Genomic DNA, 20,215 nt, shown 5'->3' on the forward strand with positions numbered 1-20,215 from the left:
TACTAGCGGAAATTTGTACTTTCGGGTAGTAGAATATTTTGCACAAAGCGATCGCGTCCTGCTGCCTTTGCTTTATACAACGCCCGATCCGCTGCGGCAATCATTTCTTCTAAGTCAGAATCTGGCTGAGGAATTTCTGTCGTAAACCCAACACTAATAGTTACATAAGAACTAACTTGGGAATTTTGATGAGGAATTGCTAGTGTTCGCACAGTATGACAAATTTTTTTGGCAACATGAATCGCCCCGTCAATGTCTGTGTTAGGTAAAATTACAGCAAATTCTTCCCCACCATAACGGGCAACTAAATCTCCGGGACGTTTAATAATATCTTTGATAGCTTGAGCAATTTTCTGAAGGCAGCGATCGCCTACCCGATGACCATAGGTATCATTATATAATTTGAAAAAATCAACATCGCAAAGAATCAAGGAAAGCGGACGTTGCTCGCGTTTTAGGCGGTGCCACTCTTGGGAAAAATACTCTTCAAAGCGTCGGCGATTCGCTATTTGAGTTAATCCATCGATAGTAACTAATCGCTGCAATTCCAGATTTACGGCTTCCAGTTTTTGCTGTAACTGAGATTGCTGAATCAAGCGTTTTACCCGTTGTCGCAAAACTGGCCAATGAATCGGTTTGGTCACAAAATCCATTGCTCCCACTGCAAATGCACGGTCAACTGACTCTTGATCTTCAAGTCCTGTAATCATTAAAATTGGAGTGTGCTTATTACAGTCCAGAAGCTCCAACTGAGTGCAACACTCGAATCCATCCATATCCGGCATTATGGCATCAAGGAGTACTATATCAGGGTGCAGTTGCTTAAAAACATTTATTGCCTCTATGCCATTTTGAGCTTCCGCTATTTGATAGCCTTCCTGCTCCAAGAAATGCCGCAATATCAGGCGAATAAAAGGTTCATCATCAACAATTAAAACTAAACATTGGCTTTCTTGAGCAGTGGCTTTCATGGTGCTTCCTTCGCAAGTTCTTTTTCTAAGGCAGTTTTAACTTGTTCATACTCCTGATACAGTAGTGAAAGTAATTCTAAATTGTTTTGTAAGTTACTGCTGCGTGCCTGTACTTCTAACACCTTGCAAAGCTGCGCCAAGGCGATCGCTCCAATAGAAGCAGTGCTGGACTTGAGTTTGTGCGCTGTCTGCCATATAGTCTGGATATCCTGAGTTGCGATCGCTGTGCTGATATGTTGCACTAGTCTAGCTGTCTCTGTAAGACAACACTCAATGAGTTCAGCAAATGCCACACGATCTCCTCTAAGTATAAGCTGTAAAGATGGGAGGATTTTGGCACTTTTTAATGTCTGTTTTTGCCCTGATTGTAAGAGATTTGACGAAGGTTGCAATTCTCGGTGCATCACTTCCTCTTGTTGTTTGATGGAAGTGAATTCAGAATTTCTTTGGGGTGGACATTTGCTGAGTGCCTGAGCTAACTCTTGCAGTTGAATGGGTTTGCTAATGTAGTCATCCATACCAGCAGCAAGACAAACTTGGCGATCGCCCAATGGCGCAATAGGGATTCAGCCGGGATACGCCCAATACGGTTCAGTTAAGGCTAAAACTCTGTTAATCAAAGTCAATTTTTTAACGAACCGCCAAGACGCAGAGGACGCAAAGAGAAGAAATGCTTAACTGAACCGTATTGAGTTATGGCGATGATATGGGGACGAAAACCCACTCCCCATTCTTGACAGATTCTCCGAGTTGCTTCTAACCCATCATTTTAGGCATGTGAACATCCATCAACACTACGTCGAATCGCTGTTTTTGCAGAGCTGCAATCGCTTCTAGCCCATTGCTGACAACATCTGCGCCATAACCTATTTTCTGTAAGCTAAAAAACATCTAATTTGCATAATCGAATTAAATATAACTCTTGTGGGATGGGCATCTTGCCCGTCCAGTATATGTAATTTAAATGTGGAACAGCTTGTCTGGTTTATTGAGATGGAAGAAGGTACAACAAATCAAAAGATCCCCAACTGTTTGAAGGAAGTTGGGGATCTAAGCCTCTCGTTGGAGAGCAAATTAAATATAGTGGTTCACGCAAATTTTAAGTAGACTACGCCCGCGATCACAACAAAAGGGTAATGGAGATTAAAAACCAATACAGTCCAGATAAACCCAAAACCAGATTGTAGAGACGCGATTTATCGCGTCTTGAAGACCAATTATCTACACCAATAACCTTTAACTCAAGCGTATTGGATGAAAAACAAGGGTTAATGCCATTCGCTTGCACTTTAAATTACAGCTTCTTGGCGTTGACAATCAAAAACAACCATGTAGGAAGCATTTGGTATTTCTTGAGGAAGGTGTCGCATGTAGCCATCGGCATCAGAACGGCTGCGGAAGCGAGCAACAATCTCCCGTTGCGTATTCGGAAGTAGACGAGCGATCGCCCAAGAATTGAGGCGTTCTTTATACGCAATAGTCTGATTGTCTAATTGAGAAGTTTTGTTATCCGTATTTTCTGGCATAATTATGTTAACCGTATGAAGTTTAATGAAGGGCGTTAATTAGTTTCTAGGTAGGAATGCACTAACGCTTTTTTTAATGCTGCTGCCACCTTGTTATTCGATTATTAATAAATTGTCAACACTGAGCGCTATATTTTAGACCAATTAAGTTGGAATTTTCAGGTGACAATGAATCTCAAAGCCTTAACTTGCAATTGTTTCCAGGACACAACAATGTTCAAGTAGAAAGTTTGGCAATTATTGGGTTTGCATGATTTATATGCATACACATAAGTAAAGTCCGCATCAGTGCTAAAACAAACATTAATGTCTGAAAACATACTATTTAGAAACTGAAGAGAAAATGAATAATAACGTACCTAGAATTAATCAGCACGTACACAGTCTTAATTTTTTTATAGTGTGATTAGTAAAGCTACATTGCAGGCAGTTACATTTTTTATAGTTAGTTGAGAATAATTAAATTTTCATAGTTGATTGAAATATTCAAAGATGAATTTTTCTTTAGCTTTGGACTAGAGCTTTAGGGAAAAAACATGATGCAATTGTTGAAATTAAAAATTCTTGACTAATTGTCACAAAATAGTTACAATCTTCTCGATAAAATTATAGTTATCGATAATGAAAACACCATTTGTAACATCAATAATTCAAAAAGTAGCAAAGGAAATAGGAGCAGTAGTTTTAGTAGACCCAGAATGCAGCTTTATGGGATTGATTACATTTAAAAACGGCAATAAAACCTTTTTTCGTAGTGCCAGGTTTAGTATTAATTCTTCTGGTTCAGTAGCAATCGCTAAAGACAAAGGAGTTTCAAACTTTTTTTTAAATAAATTTGGCTATAAAGTTACTGAAGGAAAAACATTTTTTAGTGACGAATTATGCGAAGAAATAGCTAATCCTAGAAATGTAGATGCAGGATTTTATTATGCTAAGGAGTTGGGATTTCCTGTAATTGTCAAGCCGATTAATCTTAGTCAAGGAATGTTTGTTACTAAAGTTCACAATAAACAAGAATATTATCAAGTAGCTAAGAAAATCTTGCAAAAAATACCAGGATTTATTGTTGAGAGATTTTATAGTGGCAATGATTATAGAATCGTAGTACTTGATAATGAAGTAATTTCGGCATATCAAAGAATTCCCTTATTTATCATCGGAGATGGTCAATCTACTGTTTTGCAACTTATGCAACAGAAGCAGGAAACTTTTATCAAAAATGGTAGAAAAGAAATTATAGATTTTGAAGATTACAGAATCAAAAAAAACTTGCGAAGACGGAAGCTAAGTTTTAGTAATGTTATACCTAAGAATAATATAGTCTATCTTTTAGATAATGCGAATTTATCAACTGGAGGTGAGGCAATAGACTTCACTGACAATATCCATGCTGATTTTAAAAAATTAGCAGTAAATATTACAAAAGATATGGAATTGAGATTAGCAGGTGTAGATATTCTTGCTAGTGATATAACGTCACCAATGGGAGATTATACGATTATTGAAGTAAATGGCGCTCCTAGCTTAACTCACTATGCGTCATTTGGTGAAGTTCAGACGAAAAGAGTAGAAAATTTATATCTCCAAGTTCTCAAAGTACTTGAAAGCGAGAATAAGCTATTGCGCTTTTAATTTGCACTAATATTTTTCAAATATGATTGTGGGGTGGGCATCTTGCCCGCCCTGATAATGTAAGTTGTATACGTAACAGCTTAGCAGAGTAAACAATTGATTTTGACTGGAGGCGAAGCAGGGATTGCTCCCCTCCTGAGTTCTTTTTCAATTCTATCTCTTCACCACTCCTTATCTAGTAGGGATTCAAATTCAGCTTGTAAGGCGTTTATATCTGCCAATCTTGTGACTAGTAAATTATCCTTACCAGCATCATTTAAACGCACTTTCCAATAACGAATACTGTCTGAGTTATTCAACCAAAACTTAATCACCGTATCTACGACTTGATCCAGATTCCAATCCCACTTTGCTGGAACTGATTCCACCGATTCTAAAAACGTATCTAGCGTACACCTATGCATTCCCAAGTATTCCACACCTTGGTGGGGTGGTTTTTGCCCATTTTGCTGTTGCTGATTAAAAAACTGCAAAAGTGGAGATATTCCTACAATATCAAAAGTGTATTTCATGCCAGTACTCTCAACTTTATATTAATTACAGGAAATATTTAGTTTTTTCTATTTCTAAAATAATATCTGGAAAGGAACTAAAGCATCTACAAAAAGTACAGTTTTGATCCATATCATAGGCGTTAAACCTCAGCTATAAATTAGCACTGACAAGCGTTGAGTGCTAATATTTATTTAAGAGTTTGATTGATTAATAAAGAGTTTCGGGCATTAATTCAAGGATGTATATATCTTTAATAATTATTTAATTAGTTACGTTACGGCTTGTAAAAGCTAGATCCTGCCTAACCCATATTTTTAAGGCTTGTGATGATCAATAAAGTGGCTGTGTAATGAAATCAGCAGCCCAACACGTATGCTAGATGCTATCAAGTCTGCCAACCAAACCGCCTTTCTGGAGCGATCGCACCCAAAATACAGATCCTGGATTTCTCACCACATCTCGATTAAGCCTGCGCTTGAGCAGGGGAGCAGGGGAGAGTTCAAATACCAAGTTCTTTCCCCTCTGCCCCTCTGCTCCTCTGCCCATCCTTACCCTCAAGCTTGTGAGAAATGCGGGAGATGGGGTCAAGTCAAGGGAGTATAAATTTAAACTCACTTGACAGTGCAGTTTTAAAAGTGTCACCTACTAGACTCGCCTTTTGATTGAAGCAGTGATACTATCTAATTGTGTGAGGAGCAAGTTAAAAATAAAAAACGCCTGGGGTGGAAACACGGCAACACTCCCAGGCGTTTTTTAATTGGTACACAGAAAAAAGTCTTTGCAGATTCGCCCAAACCGGATTGCTATGCATCGGATGTAGCAATAGCCCAATCTAAAATCTAAAATTCCTTAAGTTGCACCAAATTCAGTTTGTAAGGCTTCATCGTTATTATCAGCGATCGTTGCCACAATGGTAATTAGCCGGGACACTTCGCCAGGAGATAACTCTGCTAAGGTGCGTGTTGATATGACAACCACCCGGTTTTCGATAATGCCGAAACGTGCCTCAAAAGTGCTGGAGCAGTTTAACTCCAAAAGATATCGCATCAACTTAGGTTCATCCTTGGCAGGTAGATTTAGCACCGCAGACCAAACTGTTATGGTGTCTTCATCGGTTGTCCCGTTGAGTTGGACAAATACTTCCACACTTCCATACTTAAATTTCCAAAGATAACCACCCTCTGGAGTGTGGTTAACCATCGCACTATCATCTTGTTCCAGAGAATCGATGACATTTTCAATTACCTCCAGATGGTTAATGCCTGTAGTCTCAGCGATTAGCTGATTAATGGATTCGTCATTAGTTAGGGTTTCTGGGTAGCTTGTCATACAGATTTTTTCTCAACATACTTGCTGTTTTATCTACACATACTTTATAACTTGTGGACGCAGTTGGAGGGGCAATTCATGAATTACCCCTACTGATTGCAACGTTCCTCCCGCCACTATGCAAAATGATGGCGGGAGGAACAAAGAATTATTCTGGAAAAATCAATGACGATCGCACTTAACCTACGTCATCATGGGCAAAGCGGTTAAAGAGGAAGTCTAAGGCATAGTTACGCAATTGGTAATATTGTGGATCTTCCATAATACGGCTGCGATCGCGGGGACGAGAAAAAGGAATTTCCATAACTTCACCAATTTTCGCATGAGGCCCATTGGTCATCATTACCAATTTATCTGCTAAAAATAGTGCCTCGTCGATGTCGTGGGTAATCATCAGCACTGTACAACGGTTATCGCCCCAAATTTTCAGCAATTCTTCTTGTAATTCTTCTTTGGTGATGGCATCCAGCGCCCCAAAAGGTTCATCTAAAATTAATACTTTTGGACGAATCGCCAAAGCACGGGCGATAGAAACCCGTTGTCTCATCCCGCCAGACATTTGCATTGGTTTCTTTTCCATCGCATCAGCCAGTCCCACCATTGCTAGATGATCGCGGACGATCGCTCTTTTTTCAGCTTGTGGTTTGTTGGGATAAACGGCGTTGACAGCTAAGTAGATGTTTTCAAAAGCAGTCCGCCAAGGTAGCAAGGCATAGTTTTGGAAGACAACCATCCTGTCTGGGCCTGGCTTGGTAATGGGTTCTCCTTCGAGTAACACTTGCCCAGAGGTAGGAAAGTTAAAACCGGATACCATATTTAACAGTGTCGATTTGCCACAGCCAGAGTGGCCGATGACGCAAATAAATTCTCCCTGTTCGACGTTGAGGTTAACGCCGTCGAGTACGGTAAAGGGGCCTTTCTTTGTGGGATAGACTTTGGTAACGTCTTTAATTTCTAGGAAAGGTCTGCGGCTGGTGGTTGCAGGGGCGAATGGTTTTCCTAGTGTGGTTGTAGCTGTTGAGTTGCGGTTTTGCATGGTATTTGGGGATTGGGTACTGGGTATTGGGTATTGGGGACTAGTCGCTGCAACCTAGAGGTTTCTTAATGAAGTTCAAAGACTCGTTAACGGAGTTCAGAGGTTCGCGCGTGATGTCCTAGTCCTTCCACTCCCTCTTTCTCTCACGATTTTTTTATGAAGCAAGTCTCCTTCTCGGTGCATCAAGAACAACTTCCGCGACTGAAAAATCACGTTTAATTTTCAAGCTGTTGAGATAAGCGATCGGATCGTCGGCGTTAAAGGGAGTACCATCGAACAGTTGGATCGGTTGGCGAATATAGCTAATATCCAAACCTAATTCTCGTGCGGCGGTGCTGAAAACACGCACGCGACACACCCGTTCCACAACTTCTACCCAATTTCTGGGGAAAGGAGTGTCACCCCAACGCGCCAATTGACTCATAATCCAAATTTGTTCGGTGCGACTGGGGCGGTTAATGGCAGAATCGGAATAAAACTGGAGATGGGCATAGTCTCGCAACGGATGGTTTAAGTCACAGGTGAGACTATCTGGATCTTCGAGTTGAATGTATTCTAAATCAGTGCTGACATAATCTCGCCCTGCTAAAATTTGCCGAATTTCTTGGGTATTTTCGGGATTTGCACAATACACGCAAGCTTCTAACAAAGCTTTGGTTAAGGCAATATGCGTATTTGGATAATTTTCTGCCCAATCTTCCCGCACACCAAGAACTTTACCAGGGTGTCCCAGCCAAACTTCTAAATCGGTAGCGATGGTAAAGCCGACATTTTCCACAGCAGCGCGATAGTTCCAAGGTTCACCCACGCAGTAACCATCAATGCTTCCAGCTTTGAGGTCGGCTACCATCTGCGCTGGGGGAATGGTCTTCATATCCACATCGCTATCGGGGTCAATTCCACCAGCCGCTAGCCAGTAACGCAGTAGCAAGTTGTGCATTGATGCAGCATGTACTACTCCCATTGTGTGCCGTTGTTCGCGGGTGCGAAGCAGGTATCTTTTAAAATCTGATAAGGTTTGTACACCTTGGTCGAGAAAGTCTTTTGCCAAGGTGATGGCGTTACCGTTGCGAGTCATGGTGAGGGCAGTGACAACGGGCAAAGGTTGGTTATTATGTCCTCCCAAAGTTAGCCACATCGGCATCCCTGAAGGCATTTGAGCCGCATCTAAATAACCACCACTTATGCCATCTTCTATACCCCGCCAGCTACTTTCCCGCACGAGGTTAACTTCATCTAAACCATGCTTGAGAAAGAAACCTTTTTCTTTAGCAACTGCTAAGGGGGCACAAGCTGTCAGAGGTAAAAATCCAATTTCTAGGTTAACTTTTTCTAATCCATGACGGGCAATGTCAGCAGTTTTGCGCGCCCGAATTTTCTTAATTCGTTTTTGCTGATTGAGGAAGTAAATCATCTCACTTCGCAAGCTGTAATAGCTGGGATGTTCTACTACTTCCATCCGCTTACGGGGTCTGGGAATATCCACTTCGAGAATGTCGCCGATTTTAGATTCGGGGCCGTTGGTCAGCATCACGATTCTGTCAGATAACAGCACAGCTTCATCGACATCATGTGTCACCATCACCGCAGTTACTTCATTTTCTTCGCAAATTTGCATCAGTTGTTCTTGCAAATTGCCGCGTGTGAGTGCATCCAATGCACCAAAGGGTTCATCTAGCAAGAGTAATTTGGGACGAATCGCTAAGGCGCGGGCGATCGCAACTCGCTGCTTTTGTCCACCTGATAACATTCCCGGTTGTTTGTCAGCATGGGGACGCAAACCCACCATATTAATATGTTTTTCGATAATAGCGTTGCGATCGGCTGCGGATGAACCTTTCATTACTGAGTCCACGGCGAGGGCAATATTTTCTCTTACCGTCCGCCAAGGTAATAGCGAATAATTTTGGAAAACCACCATTCTGTCTGGGCCAGGTTTGGTGATTCTTTGTCCTTCGAGAGTGACAATACCTTCTGTAGGCAAATCCAAACCCGCAATCATATTTAATAGAGTGGATTTACCGCAACCGGAGTGACCAATAAGAGAGACAAATTCTCCTTTTTTAATTTGGAGATCGATTCCTTTCAGGGCGATATATTTGCCACCACCAGTTAATTCAAAAACTTTATCAATTTGGTCAACAGCTACAAACATCTCATTAGTCCTTTGTCATTTGTCATTTGTCTTTTGCCATTAGTCCTTAGTATGCGGTCATTAGTCCTTAGCTTTTTACAAATGACTAATGACCAATGACTAATGACGAATAACTATTTCTGTTCTGTTGGTAAAATCTTGTTTTGAAGCCAGCCCATCGCCTTATCTAGAAGCAACCCAACAACGCCGATATAAACTAGAGCTAAAATTACTTCGCTGACGTTGTTATTTTGATAAGCGTCCCAAATAAAGAAGCCGATTCCGACAATACCGGACATGACAATTTCGGCGGCGATAATCGCTAACCAAGCTAAACCGATCGCAATTCTCAAGCCGGTAAAGATGTAGGGTAATGCCGCCGGAATCAAAATATTAGTGAAATATTCTTTGCGGCTAAGTTGCAGAACTTTGGCGACGTTGTTGTAATCTTGGGGAATTTGGGTAACGCCGACAGCAGTGTTAATTAAGATGGGCCAAATGGCGGTGATGAAAATGACGAATAAGGCGGCGGGTTCGTTTTGTCGTAAGGCTGCTAAAGAAATTGGAACCCAAGCTAGAGGTGGTACTGTCCGCAGTAGTTGAAAGATGGGGTCTAAAGCTTTGGACATGGTTTTATTCACCCCAATCAAAATGCCCAAACCAATACCAACGATCGCAGCTAGGGTATAACTGATAGCAACCCGTTGTAGACTGGCGAGAATTTGCCAAAATAGGCCTTTGTCAATGCCACCTCGGTCATAAAATGGCCAGAAAATCAGAACCCAAGTGTCTTGGATAACCTGTATCGGCCCTGGTAATGTGGCTCCTGGAATCCAAGCGAAGAGTTGCCAGAGAACGAGGAAAATTGAGATGGCGATCGTTGGTGGTATCAGGTCAGGAAATTGCTTTTTCAGACTGGATATAAAGCTATTACTCAATCTAGGACTTGCAGGGCGTTTTTGGGCGAGTGTCATGATGCTGAGTTCTCCTCAAATTTTATTTGTCATTTGTAATATCTCTAGACGCGATTAATCGCGTCTCTACTTTTTGATTTTGAGACTCTTCAAATATTCTTCTGGCTTTTCAGGGTCAAATTTGATGCCATCAAAAAACTCTTCTACACCACGGGATGTATTTGTGGGAATATCAGCAGTAGCAATTCCAGCTTCTTTTGCAGCTTCTTTCCAAATATCTTCGCGGTTGACTTTGTTGATAAGTTCTTTAGCCTTAGCAGCATTATTGTCAATGTAATCTTTTGGTAAAAATCCCCAACGAACATTTTCAGTGATGAACCATAAATCATGACTCTTATATGGATAGGAAACACTGCCTTTCTCATCTTTCCAGTAGTAAGCAGCCATTGATTTATCATCAATTTTGCGACCATCACCCATGTCATACTTCCCTTGGTATGGATCAGCCAGGATTTCGGGTGAAGAAAGATTGAAATAATTTCGTCCAGCCAGAATTTGAGCCGCTTCTTTGCGATTATCAAAATTATCTAACCACTGTTGGGCTTCCATAATTCCTTTTAAAATTGCTTTGGTAGCCTTGGGATTTTTATCAACCCAATCGCCTCTCATGGCTAGATATTCTTCAGGATGATTTTTCCAAATTTCTGCGGTTAATGCTGCTACGTAGCCAATTTTGTCTTGAACCAGGCGATAAGGCCAGGATCTCCTGTACTAAAGGCATCCATTGTTCCGGTTTTCATGTTGGCTACAGTTTGCGCTGCTGGTACTGTGAGCAGCTTGACATCTGCATCCGGGTCTAAGCCACCTGCTGCTAACCAGTAGCGAATCCATAAATCTTGGTTGACGTGGGGAAAGGTAAATGCAGCTGTGAAGGGGGTTGAAGATTTTAATTCCGTGAATAGGGACTTAGCGCTGGCGAGTTGTAAGCTAATACCTTTGCCTTGATGCTTGCTGGCGATCGCAATTCCATTTCCATGCGTAATTAATTGACATAATACATACATGGGAATTTTTTGATTGCCCTTGGTAATTAAACCTTCTGTAATTAAATGTGGCATTGGCATCTGCCATTGACCGCCATCTATCCCACCACCGGCAGAACCAATTTCTACGTTGTCTCTAGCTGCACCCCAAGAAGCTTGTTTGGAAAGGTCAACATTAGTCATCCCATACTTTGCAAAAAAGCCTTTTTCTTTAGCAATAATTAAAGGAGCCGCTTCTACAATGGGGATATATCCCAGCTTGACTGTAGTAGTTTCTGGTGTTTGTTCGGGACTAATATTAGCAACCGTTTGAGCAGTTGGCTGTACTTGAGTGCTTCCACCAGTTAGGTTTTCAGGAGGATTACCCAAACAGCCTTTGAGGAATACAGCACCCGCAGATGCTCCGGCTGTGAAGATAAATTTGCGGCGAGAAATTTGATTAAAAAATTCTGTCATAAATATCTCCTGAAAACGTGAATGTTATTTTTTATAGCTATGACAATTTAGGCAAAAAACCTTGTGTTTCTTGCATTATTAATGATTAATCAAGCTATATTTGACCAAGCGATCGCAGCCATCTCATAAATGAAATAGCTACCTATATTAAGAACTCGGTTAAATTATTGGCTCTGCTTTTATAGTGTGATGCAGAGGTGTCATTCACCTTGTTGAAATCAGTTTACAGCTTTTGAAGCCGAAATTGTTAACTTGGAGTGGAGATTATTAAACAAATATTAGATTGGATGTATAAGTAAAAATTTATCTATTATCCTCAACTATAAAAATAATTTTTAATATATCAACTCTTATTTATGAAGACTATTATGTTTACTTTATGATTTACTGTCTCGGTTTATTTTCTAACTTAATTTTAGTCGTAATGTGTCATATATAAGTTTTCATTTATCATGACTATTATGTTGAGACTATGATTTATGTAGCAATACTATTTGATTTGGAAACACCGAGAGGCTCAGATCCCCGACTTTTTCAAGAAGTCGGGGATCTTGTTGTTCGTAACTCCTCTACGGATTGCTATGTCATGTCCAGATAATTAGTTAGGGATCTGCGGGTTAATAGTGTCCCAGCCAGGAGGGTTTCGACACTTCGACTGCGCTCAGTGCAGTCGAAGTGTCGAAACTCGGTTTATTGGTACTTTATTTTCACGCAAGTCCCTTAGTTATGATTGTCTCAACTTAGCAAACAGCTGTGAGTAGCTCATGTAGTGTATTCGGCGTTAATCTTCACGTAGTCATAACTCAAATCACAACCCCAGGCTTTACCCACACCATAACCATTGCCAACGTTAACGGAGATTAACACCGTATCCTGTTGGAGATAAGCACCCACCGATGCTTTTTTCAAATAAGCACTTGCTGCTGCACGGTCAAATTGTAGAGGTTGCCCATTTTCTAACATTAAGAAATCCCCTAGCTTAATTTGCAGGTTTTCTTGCTCAAATGCCACACCTGCACGTCCGGCGGCGGCGGCGATGCGTCCCCAATTTGGATCGCGTCCAAAGATTGCAGATTTAACTAAGGATGAACCTACGATGGTTTTGGCTATTTGTCGGGCTGAGAGTTCATCATGAGCGCCAGTCACTTCCACTTCAATTAGACAGGTTGCACCTTCTCCATCACGAGCGATCGCTTTGGCTAAATGCTGGCAAACTGCTGTTAACATCGCCTCTAATTTCTCTGCTTCTGCACCCCATTCTATAATTGCTGGGGTGCGAGATTGACCGTTTGCCAAGGCAATTAAGCTGTCGTTGGTGCTGGTATCACCATCCACAGTGATGGAATTAAAGCTTCTATCAGCTGCCCTTGCTAACATCTGTTGCCAAAGGTGAGGCGAAACCACAGCATCACAAGTAACAAATGCCAGCATGGTTGCCATGTTGGGGTGAATCATACCGGAACCTTTGGCAATACCACCAATTCGTACTGGGCGATCACTTATAGTTGTCTCTAGGGCAATGGATTTTGTTACCAAGTCTGTAGTGATAATCGCTCCGGCGGCGGCATCTGAGCCTGTTTCTGATAGTGCTGCTACTACTTTGGGAATCCCGCTTCGCAAAGCATCCATCTTAATTCTTTGACCAATCACACCAGTGGAAGCCAATAATATAGATTCAGATGGAATGTTTAATGCTTGACCTACTGCCAGAGCAGATTCTAAGGTATCAAGGTAGCCTTGAGTCCCTGTAGCGGCGTTTGCTTGTCCGGCGTTGCAGAGGATGGCACGAGCGCTCTGTTTGGCTTGCAAGCGTTGGCGACAATATTCTACGCAGGCAGCTTTCACTTGGCTGGTGGTGAACACACCCGCTGCGATCGCTTCTACTTCTGAGAATATCAAAGCTAAATCTGGCAACCCCGAAGGTTTCAATCCTGCGGTAATTCCCGCAGCCTGATACCCCCTTGGTGCTGTGATACCACCTGTTATTTCTTGCCAATCTGCCATTCTTCTTCCTTACAACTATCAGGTTGGATAGGTCAATTTGTGCTTTACAAAAGTGCTGAGTTAGGAGAGACGCGATTAATCGCGTCTGTACAGGAGTTAGGAGTTATTAGTTTTTCCTTACTTCCCCAGTCCCTTTTATTTGCTGATGGCAATAATAATGCACCAGTTAGCGATTGGCATAATTGTTTTTACCTTTCTTATGACGAAAAACCAAAACAAAAAAGGAGAGCCACTTGGGTCACTCTCTATATCGTTAGGATACATCTACTTACTAATCTCTCTGATTTACTTTTTAAGGGTTAATACTTATTTATTGAGATTATTTCTAAAAATTTTTGAGGTTTATCCGTAAATACCACGAAAATAAAATAAAAAAGAGAGCTACTTAGGCAGCTCTCCAGATCATCAGGGTGCATCTACTTACCACAGCATATCATTTTACGTATGAGGGTTGTCACCAGTTTTTATATGAAGATTGTGTGAAGCAAGACCGGGAAAATACTTAGTTGGGGAATTGGGAATTGGTTATTTCCCCTCTGCTCCCTCACCCAGCAAAGTTGGCTTGACAGAGTACTAGTGGTCTATCGCAAAAGTTTTAAGAGGTTAGTGGTGTTCAGATCCCCGACTTCTTGAAGAAGTCGGGGATCTAGCAGCCCCGCAAAATTAATGCGATGAACCACTAGGCGTTCAGTTTTTTCTCGACCAATTCGTTAGTCAGCTTAGGATCGGCACGTTTATCTGTCTTTTTGAGAACTTGTCCAACAAAGAAGCCTTTGAGGTTAGTGTTACCGTTGCGATACTTTTCTAATTCTTTGGGATTGGCGGCTATGACTTCATCAACAATGGGTTCTAGTACACTAGGATCGGTGATTAACTCAAGACCTGCAAAGGCTTTCTCAGGAGAAATACCACTAAGCAAATCTGGCAACTTTTGTTTAGCTTGAGCATTGCTAATTTTGCCCGTTTCAATGCGAGTGATAATATCTGCTAAATTGGTTGGAGTCAGTCCGATTTGAGTAATAGTGAGTTTTTGCTTATTGAGGTGTGCTGCAATATCTTGAGTAATCCAGTTGGCAGCAGCTTTGGGATTTGCTCCAGATGCGATCGCAGTTTCAAAATATTCGGCGATTGAACGATCTTCTGTCAGCACTCGCGCATCGTAAGGGGAAAGCCCCAACTCACTTTCATAATGATGGCGTTTTTGGGCTGGTAGTTCTGGTAGTTCGCTACGCCATTGCTCTAATTGTGCATTTGACACCTCAATTGGTGCTAAATCTGGTTCTGGGAAGTAGCGGTAATCGCTAGAACCTTCTTTCACCCGCATACTACTTGTGCATTGTGCGCCTTCTTGCCACAGCCGAGTTTCTTGGATGATGCGATCGCCTGCTTCGATGGCGGCAATTTGGCGTTCAATTTCGTAGTCAATCGCCCGTTGGATGGCGCTGAAGGAGTTCATGTTTTTAATTTCTACCTTGGTGCCAAATTCCTTTCGTCCCACTGGACGCACAGAAATGTTGACATCGCACCGCAGAGATCCTTGTTCCATATTGCCGTCACTCACGCCGAGATACCGGACAATCCGACGCAATTCTTCGGCATATTCAGCAGCTTCTAGTCCAGAACGCAGATCGGGTTCGGAAACAATTTCTACTAATGGGATACCTGCGCGATTGTAGTCTACCAAAGAATAGGAAGAACCGGAGAGGCGATCGCTACCTGCGTGTACCAATTTTCCCGCATCTTCTTCCATGTGCAGACGCGTAATACCAATGCGTTTGCGAATCGGATTACCCTCAGCATCTACCAACTCAATTTCTAACCAACCATGTTCTGCGATCGGTAGATCGTATTGAGAAATTTGGTAATTTTTCGGTAAATCTGGATAAAAATACTGCTTACGATCAAATTTGCTATATTTAGCGATTTGACAATTTAGTGCTAAACCAGCTTTGACTGCGTATTCTAATACTTTTTCATTGAGTACAGGTAAAACCCCAGGTAAACCCATACAAACCGGGTCAATGTTAGTATTGGGGTCAGAGCCGAATGCCGTAGAGCTATTAGAGAAAATCTTGGTATTGGTACTCAGTTGACAATGGGTTTCTAAACCAATAATCGCTTCATACTCAGTTTTTACGGTCGTCGCAGTGGTCATAATATCAATAATTTGGGCATAATCCTTGTAGTGGTACTATTGTAGCGGCGTATTGAGTTGCTCAGAAGACGGTTATTTGGGTGAGCAATGCTTACCTTTTGAGCTTGAAAAGGGAGATGCACATCTAAGGTGAAGAAAATCTTAATCATTGGTTCTGGAGGTGCTGGTAAATCTACCCTAGCCCGTGAACTCGGAACCATCTTAGGTTTAGAAGTGATTCACTTGGATGCTTGGTACTGGAATCCTGGTTGGGTTGAGACTCCAAAAACTGAATGGCAAAGCATAATCCAAGACCTAACCCTACGAGAATCTTGGATTATGGATGGTAACTATGGCGGTACTCTCGAATGAAAATTAGACAAGTATGAAAGATTTGATTGCTTCCCTTGTTCGTCGTTATTGCCAAAAAGGGATTTTAATTGATACAAATATCCTGCTTCTCTTTTTAGTTGGGAGTGTCAATCAAGAACGAATAACTAAATTTAATCGAACCCAGCAATTTATACAAGAAGATTATGAGCTTCTGCTAGAATTTATTGCATACTTTCAAAAGCTTGTAACAACTCCGAATATTCTGACANNNGTTAATAGCCTTGCAAATCAACTTGGTGAACCTGAACGTTCTCAATGCTTTGCAATATTTGCTCAATTTGTTAAAAATGTTGCTCTTTTGGATGAATACTACGTAAATAGTTTAAATGCTGTTAATACTAATAAATTTATCAAGTTCGGACTTACTGACAGTGGAATCCTGACTTTATCTAAAGGGAAGTATCTTGTACTAACTGATGANTTCAAGCTAGCAAGTTATCTTCAGAGTGTAGAAGTTGACGTGATTAACTTTAACAATATTCGTGTCTTTAACTGGAAGTAAAAATATGAAATTATTTTGGAAGCGTTAATTTCTATAATTTTTATATACAAATTAAAAAATGCCTGGGAGTGTTGCCGTGTTTCCACCCCAGACATTTTTTATTCTTAACTTGCTCCTCACACACAAATAGATAATATCACTACTTCTATCAGATGGCAAGTATATTGAGTGACAATTCTAAAACCACACAGGCAATCCAATTTCTGACAAATTAAAAAGCGCTTGGGAGTGTTGCCGTGTTTCCACCCCAGGCGCTTTTTATTTTTAACTTGCTCCTCACACACGACTAAAATATATCACTAGTCCAATGCAAAAGCAAGTAAATTATGTGACACTTTGTAAACTGCACACCTTACAGTCAATAATTTAGTGTAAAAAGTGACGTACACCAGTTAAAACCATCAGCAAACCCAGTTCGTTAGCAGCTTTGATTGAATCTTTATCGCGCAGACTTCCGCCTGGTTGAACAATGGCTGTAATTCCTGCTGCTGCGGCTGTTTTCACAGAATCATCAAAGGGGAAGAATCCATCGCTGGCTAGAGTTGCACCTTTGGCTTTTTCTCCAGCTTGTTCTAGAGCTATTTTAACTGAGCCAACGCGGTTCATTTGACCAGCGCCTACTCCTAGTGTAGTGCGATCGCTTGTGACAACAATGGCATTCGATTTAACGTGTTTGCAAACTTTCCAAGCAAACAGCAGTTCGGCTAATTCGCTGTCGGTGGGTTGACGTTCAGTGACTATTTGCCATTGACTGGTGTCAGCAATTATATCATCGCTAGTTTGGACAAGAAAACCACCTGCGATCGCTTTCACTGTATCTTTAGGGCCACTGCTCAAATCTGCTAGAGTCAAAACCCGCACGTTAGATTTCTTTGCCAGGATTTCTTGAGCTTCGGCTTCACAACTTGGTGCAACCACACATTCTAAAAATGTTTTGGTTAACTCGCTAGCTGTAGCCGCATCAATCGGGCGGTTGAGTGCGACAATTCCACCAAAGGCAGAAGTCGAATCAGCATTGAAAGCTTTTTGATACGCTTCTGAAATAGTACTTCCCAATGCCGTACCACAGGGATTTGTATGTTTGATAATCGTTGCGGCTGGAGTATCAGTGAACTCAGCAATAATTCGGCGTGCGGCTTCTAAATCAACTAAGTTATTGTAACTAAGTTCTTTGCCTTGGAGTTTTGTAGCGGCTGCCCATCCAGTTGGGGTAGTACCAGTTTGATACCAGGCGGCGGGTTGATGGGGATTCTCACCGTAACGCAGAGATTGCAATTGTGTGCCGCTAAGGGTGTACTGCTGTGCTTCTGCGAGGTAAGATGCTATAGCTTGATCATAACTAGCAGTGTGCGAAAATCCTTTTAATGCCGCTTTTTGCCGAAACTCTAGGGATGCTACACCGTTATTTTGGCGCAATTCCTGCAAATACTCGTCATACTGTGCCGGATCGCATAATACAGCCAGATGAGCGAAGTTTTTCGATGATGCCCTTAACATTGCTGGGCCACCGATATCAATTTGTTCAACAGCTTCTAATAATGTTACCCCTGGTTTAGCGATCGTTTCCTCAAAAGGATATAGATTCACCACCACTAAATCAATCGGGCGAATTTGGTTATTTTCTAAATCTGTTATATCTTCGGGAACATCTCGCCGCGCCAAAATCCCACCGTGAATTCGGGGATGCAGCGTTTTGACTCGGCCACCTAAAATCTCTGGAGAACCTGTGTAATCAGCAACTTTGGTAACTGGGAGTCCCGCATCTTTAAGTGCTTGGGCTGTTCCCCCACTGCTGATTAAATCAAAGTCGAATTCTTCAACCAAGCTACGGGCTAGGTCGATTATACCAGTTTTGTTAGATACACTCAGCAGGGCTAGACGCGCCATTGATCAATTCCTTAAAAGTAGGCTAGAAGCGAAGGATCTCAAGTTTTGCATAAGCCTTGGTTCACTTCAAGACCATGAGGAATAATATTGACTCTTGTAATTTATATGGTTACATCGCTCAGAGTCAGCACTGTTGAAAATGCTGGAAATAAGGGCTAAGTAGGCTTAGTCTCTAATATTTGCGATCGCCTAAACTAAAAGTAAGCATCTTTTATCCACATAACATCTATGGTTCAGTCTTCTAATCAACGCTTAACTCTAGAAGAATTTCTCGCACTTCCCGAAGGAGATATTACACACGAGTTTGTTAACGGTGAAGCTGTACCAAAATATAAAGATAATGAAATGTCACCAAAATTTTTTCATAGCTCGACTACTGGTGCTTTATTTATACTATTGTCTGCATGGGCACAAGCAAAGGGTCGGGTTGTGATTGAATGGGCAATTAAACTAACACGAAATCAACAAGATTGGATGCCTGTAGCCGATCTGACCTATATTTCTCATAACCGTCTTCCTGCTGATTGGCTATTAGACGAAGCTTGTCCTGTCGCACCTGAATTAGTCATCGAAATCATTTCACCTGGTCAAACTTTTGGTGAAATTGCAGAGAAGGGCTACATAAAATTAATATTTTGATTTAGCAATGCCAAAAAATCTAGCGGGGAAAAACCTTTACAGTCTCACTGGCTATAGATAACTCTACTCTTGTACCCACAGGTAACGCTATATCTTTCAGCGTCCTGGCATGGAGTTCTTTACCAGAGGGAGTTTGTAAACAATATTGGTATTCACGTCCTAAAAACCTTCGAGTACGGACAACTACGGGCGCATCTGTGGCTGGCTTTAAGATAAAGTCTTCTTGGCGGATCATGATTTCGCCACTATCATCAGTATGATTTGCTGTTAACTCAAAACTGCCGATTTCTGTTTTCCATAAATTCCCTTGACGATGGGCGGGAAGGAAATTAGCTTGAGTGACAAATTCGGCGACGAATCTTGATGCTGGATGAGTATAAATTTCTTCTGGCGTGCCTAATTGCTCTAAATGTCCTTGGCGCATCACACCCACTATATCTGAAATAGCTAATGCTTCTTCTTGATCGTGGGTAACAAAAATTGCTGAAGTACCCGCAGCTTTGAGAATGTCGCGCACTTCTTCTCGCAAGCGCAACCTAACTTGGATATCAAGATTGCTCAAAGGTTCATCCAAAAGCATGAGTTGGGGTTGGGGTGCTAAAGCACGGGCGAGGGCAACTCTTTGCTGCTGTCCACCTGAGAGTTCATAAGGGTAACGTTTTTCTAAGCCTTCGAGTCTCACCAAATTAATGACTTCGGCTATGCGTTTTTGTATTTGTTGTTTACTGAAATGTTTCAACCCAAAAGCCACATTTTCTGCCACATTTAGATGGGGAAACAGGGCATAATCTTGAAAAACAACGCCGATGTCACGCTGTTCGGCTGGTATGCAAGTAGAATTATTACAAACTATCTGCCCACCAATTTTAATTTCTCCTACTTGCGATCGCTCAAAACCAGCAATCATTCTCAACAGCGTAGTTTTACCACAACCGGATGGGCCGAGCAATCCCAAGATATCTCCTTGTTGCAACGTCAAAGATACGTTATCTACAGCAGGGAAGGCACTTTCTGCAAACCGCTTGGTGACATTTTGTAAATCTAGAATTACTTGTTGCATAGGGAGTGGAGAGTACTATAGTTCAATTACTTGAAAAGTTTCAAATCAGTAGAGGTGGAA

Annotated in this window: 16 protein-coding genes and 2 pseudogenes; 3 read left to right on the forward strand and 15 right to left on the reverse strand. The window is 41.6% G+C overall.

Going from position 1 to position 20,215, the window contains the following annotated elements; translation table 11 throughout:
* Window positions 1-2: 2 nt before the first annotated feature.
* From QUD05_RS23715 to QUD05_RS23730, 4 genes are all read right to left on the reverse strand, one after another.
* The gene (locus QUD05_RS23715; RefSeq protein ID WP_289798243.1) at window positions 3-971 is read right to left on the reverse strand and encodes a response regulator; all 969 of its coding nucleotides are present in this window, start codon (window positions 969-971) and stop codon (window positions 3-5) included.
* Complete coding sequence (locus QUD05_RS23720) at window positions 968-1,522, reverse strand: Hpt domain-containing protein (RefSeq protein ID WP_289798244.1); 555 nt, start codon at window positions 1,520-1,522, stop codon at window positions 968-970. The genes QUD05_RS23715 and QUD05_RS23720 overlap by 4 nt, the downstream gene beginning before the upstream one ends.
* Before the next feature lie 205 nt (window positions 1,523-1,727).
* The gene (locus QUD05_RS23725; protein ID WP_289798245.1) at window positions 1,728-1,862 is read right to left on the reverse strand and encodes a response regulator; all 135 of its coding nucleotides are present in this window, start codon (window positions 1,860-1,862) and stop codon (window positions 1,728-1,730) included.
* Window positions 1,863-2,260: 398 nt separating this feature from the next.
* Window positions 2,261-2,497 carry a hypothetical protein gene (locus QUD05_RS23730; RefSeq protein WP_289798246.1) on the reverse strand — a complete coding sequence of 79 codons (237 nt, stop codon included), beginning with the start codon at window positions 2,495-2,497 and terminating at the stop codon, window positions 2,261-2,263.
* Between the two features lie 621 nt (window positions 2,498-3,118).
* Between QUD05_RS23730 and QUD05_RS23735 the strand changes: the two genes are divergently transcribed.
* Window positions 3,119-4,129, forward strand: a complete 1,011-nt coding sequence (locus QUD05_RS23735; RefSeq protein WP_289798247.1) for a cyanophycin synthetase — start codon at window positions 3,119-3,121, stop codon at window positions 4,127-4,129.
* A 161-nt stretch (window positions 4,130-4,290) separates the two neighbouring features.
* Here the strand turns inward: QUD05_RS23735 and QUD05_RS23740 are convergent, their stop codons facing one another.
* The 9 genes and pseudogenes from QUD05_RS23740 to gatB form a co-directional block, all read right to left on the reverse strand.
* Window positions 4,291-4,641 (reverse strand): hypothetical protein, encoded by a 351-nt coding sequence (locus tag QUD05_RS23740; protein WP_289798248.1) that lies wholly within the window; start codon window positions 4,639-4,641, stop codon window positions 4,291-4,293.
* Between the two features lie 358 nt (window positions 4,642-4,999).
* A complete protein-coding gene (locus tag QUD05_RS23745; protein WP_289798249.1) occupies window positions 5,000-5,266 on the reverse strand; it encodes a hypothetical protein in 267 nt (88 codons plus the stop codon).
* Between the two features lie 207 nt (window positions 5,267-5,473).
* Window positions 5,474-5,953, reverse strand: a complete 480-nt coding sequence (locus tag QUD05_RS23750) for a YbjN domain-containing protein (protein WP_289798250.1) — start codon at window positions 5,951-5,953, stop codon at window positions 5,474-5,476.
* 178 nt (window positions 5,954-6,131) lie between these two features.
* Complete coding sequence (locus QUD05_RS23755; protein ID WP_069073991.1) at window positions 6,132-6,989, reverse strand: nitrate ABC transporter ATP-binding protein; 858 nt, start codon at window positions 6,987-6,989, stop codon at window positions 6,132-6,134.
* Between the two features lie 154 nt (window positions 6,990-7,143).
* Complete coding sequence (locus QUD05_RS23760; RefSeq protein ID WP_289798251.1) at window positions 7,144-9,144, reverse strand: ABC transporter ATP-binding/substrate-binding protein; 2,001 nt, start codon at window positions 9,142-9,144, stop codon at window positions 7,144-7,146.
* Between the two features lie 113 nt (window positions 9,145-9,257).
* Entirely contained in the window at window positions 9,258-10,097 is an 840-nt protein-coding gene (ntrB, locus tag QUD05_RS23765; RefSeq protein ID WP_289798252.1) for a nitrate ABC transporter permease, read from the reverse strand.
* Between the two features lie 66 nt (window positions 10,098-10,163).
* Window positions 10,164-11,536: pseudogene (locus tag QUD05_RS23770) on the reverse strand (CmpA/NrtA family ABC transporter substrate-binding protein).
* A 762-nt stretch (window positions 11,537-12,298) separates the two neighbouring features.
* Window positions 12,299-13,540 carry a bifunctional ornithine acetyltransferase/N-acetylglutamate synthase gene (gene argJ, locus QUD05_RS23775; protein WP_289798253.1) on the reverse strand — a complete coding sequence of 414 codons (1,242 nt, stop codon included), beginning with the start codon at window positions 13,538-13,540 and terminating at the stop codon, window positions 12,299-12,301.
* 679 nt (window positions 13,541-14,219) lie between these two features.
* Entirely contained in the window at window positions 14,220-15,695 is a 1,476-nt protein-coding gene (gene gatB / locus QUD05_RS23780; RefSeq protein WP_289798254.1) for an Asp-tRNA(Asn)/Glu-tRNA(Gln) amidotransferase subunit GatB, read from the reverse strand.
* Between the two features lie 129 nt (window positions 15,696-15,824).
* Between gatB and QUD05_RS23785 the strand changes: the two genes are divergently transcribed.
* Window positions 15,825-16,046 (forward strand): P-loop NTPase family protein, encoded by a 222-nt coding sequence (locus QUD05_RS23785; protein WP_289798255.1) that lies wholly within the window; start codon window positions 15,825-15,827, stop codon window positions 16,044-16,046.
* 889 nt (window positions 16,047-16,935) lie between these two features.
* On the opposite strand, the gene purH is transcribed toward QUD05_RS23785, so the two are convergent.
* Window positions 16,936-18,456 carry a bifunctional phosphoribosylaminoimidazolecarboxamide formyltransferase/IMP cyclohydrolase gene (purH, locus tag QUD05_RS23795; RefSeq protein WP_289798257.1) on the reverse strand — a complete coding sequence of 507 codons (1,521 nt, stop codon included), beginning with the start codon at window positions 18,454-18,456 and terminating at the stop codon, window positions 16,936-16,938.
* Between the two features lie 228 nt (window positions 18,457-18,684).
* Here purH and QUD05_RS23800 point away from each other — a divergent pair.
* Window positions 18,685-19,071, forward strand: a pseudogene (locus QUD05_RS23800) (Uma2 family endonuclease); the annotation flags it as partial.
* A 43-nt stretch (window positions 19,072-19,114) separates the two neighbouring features.
* On the opposite strand, the gene QUD05_RS23805 reads toward QUD05_RS23800, so the two are convergent.
* Complete coding sequence (locus QUD05_RS23805) at window positions 19,115-20,155, reverse strand: ABC transporter ATP-binding protein (RefSeq protein ID WP_289798258.1); 1,041 nt, start codon at window positions 20,153-20,155, stop codon at window positions 19,115-19,117.
* Window positions 20,156-20,215: the final 60 nt, after the last annotated feature.

The sequence above is a fragment of the Nostoc sp. GT001 genome, from assembly GCF_030382115.1.
In the GTDB taxonomy this organism is placed as follows: Bacteria; Cyanobacteriota; Cyanobacteriia; order Cyanobacteriales; family Nostocaceae; genus Nostoc.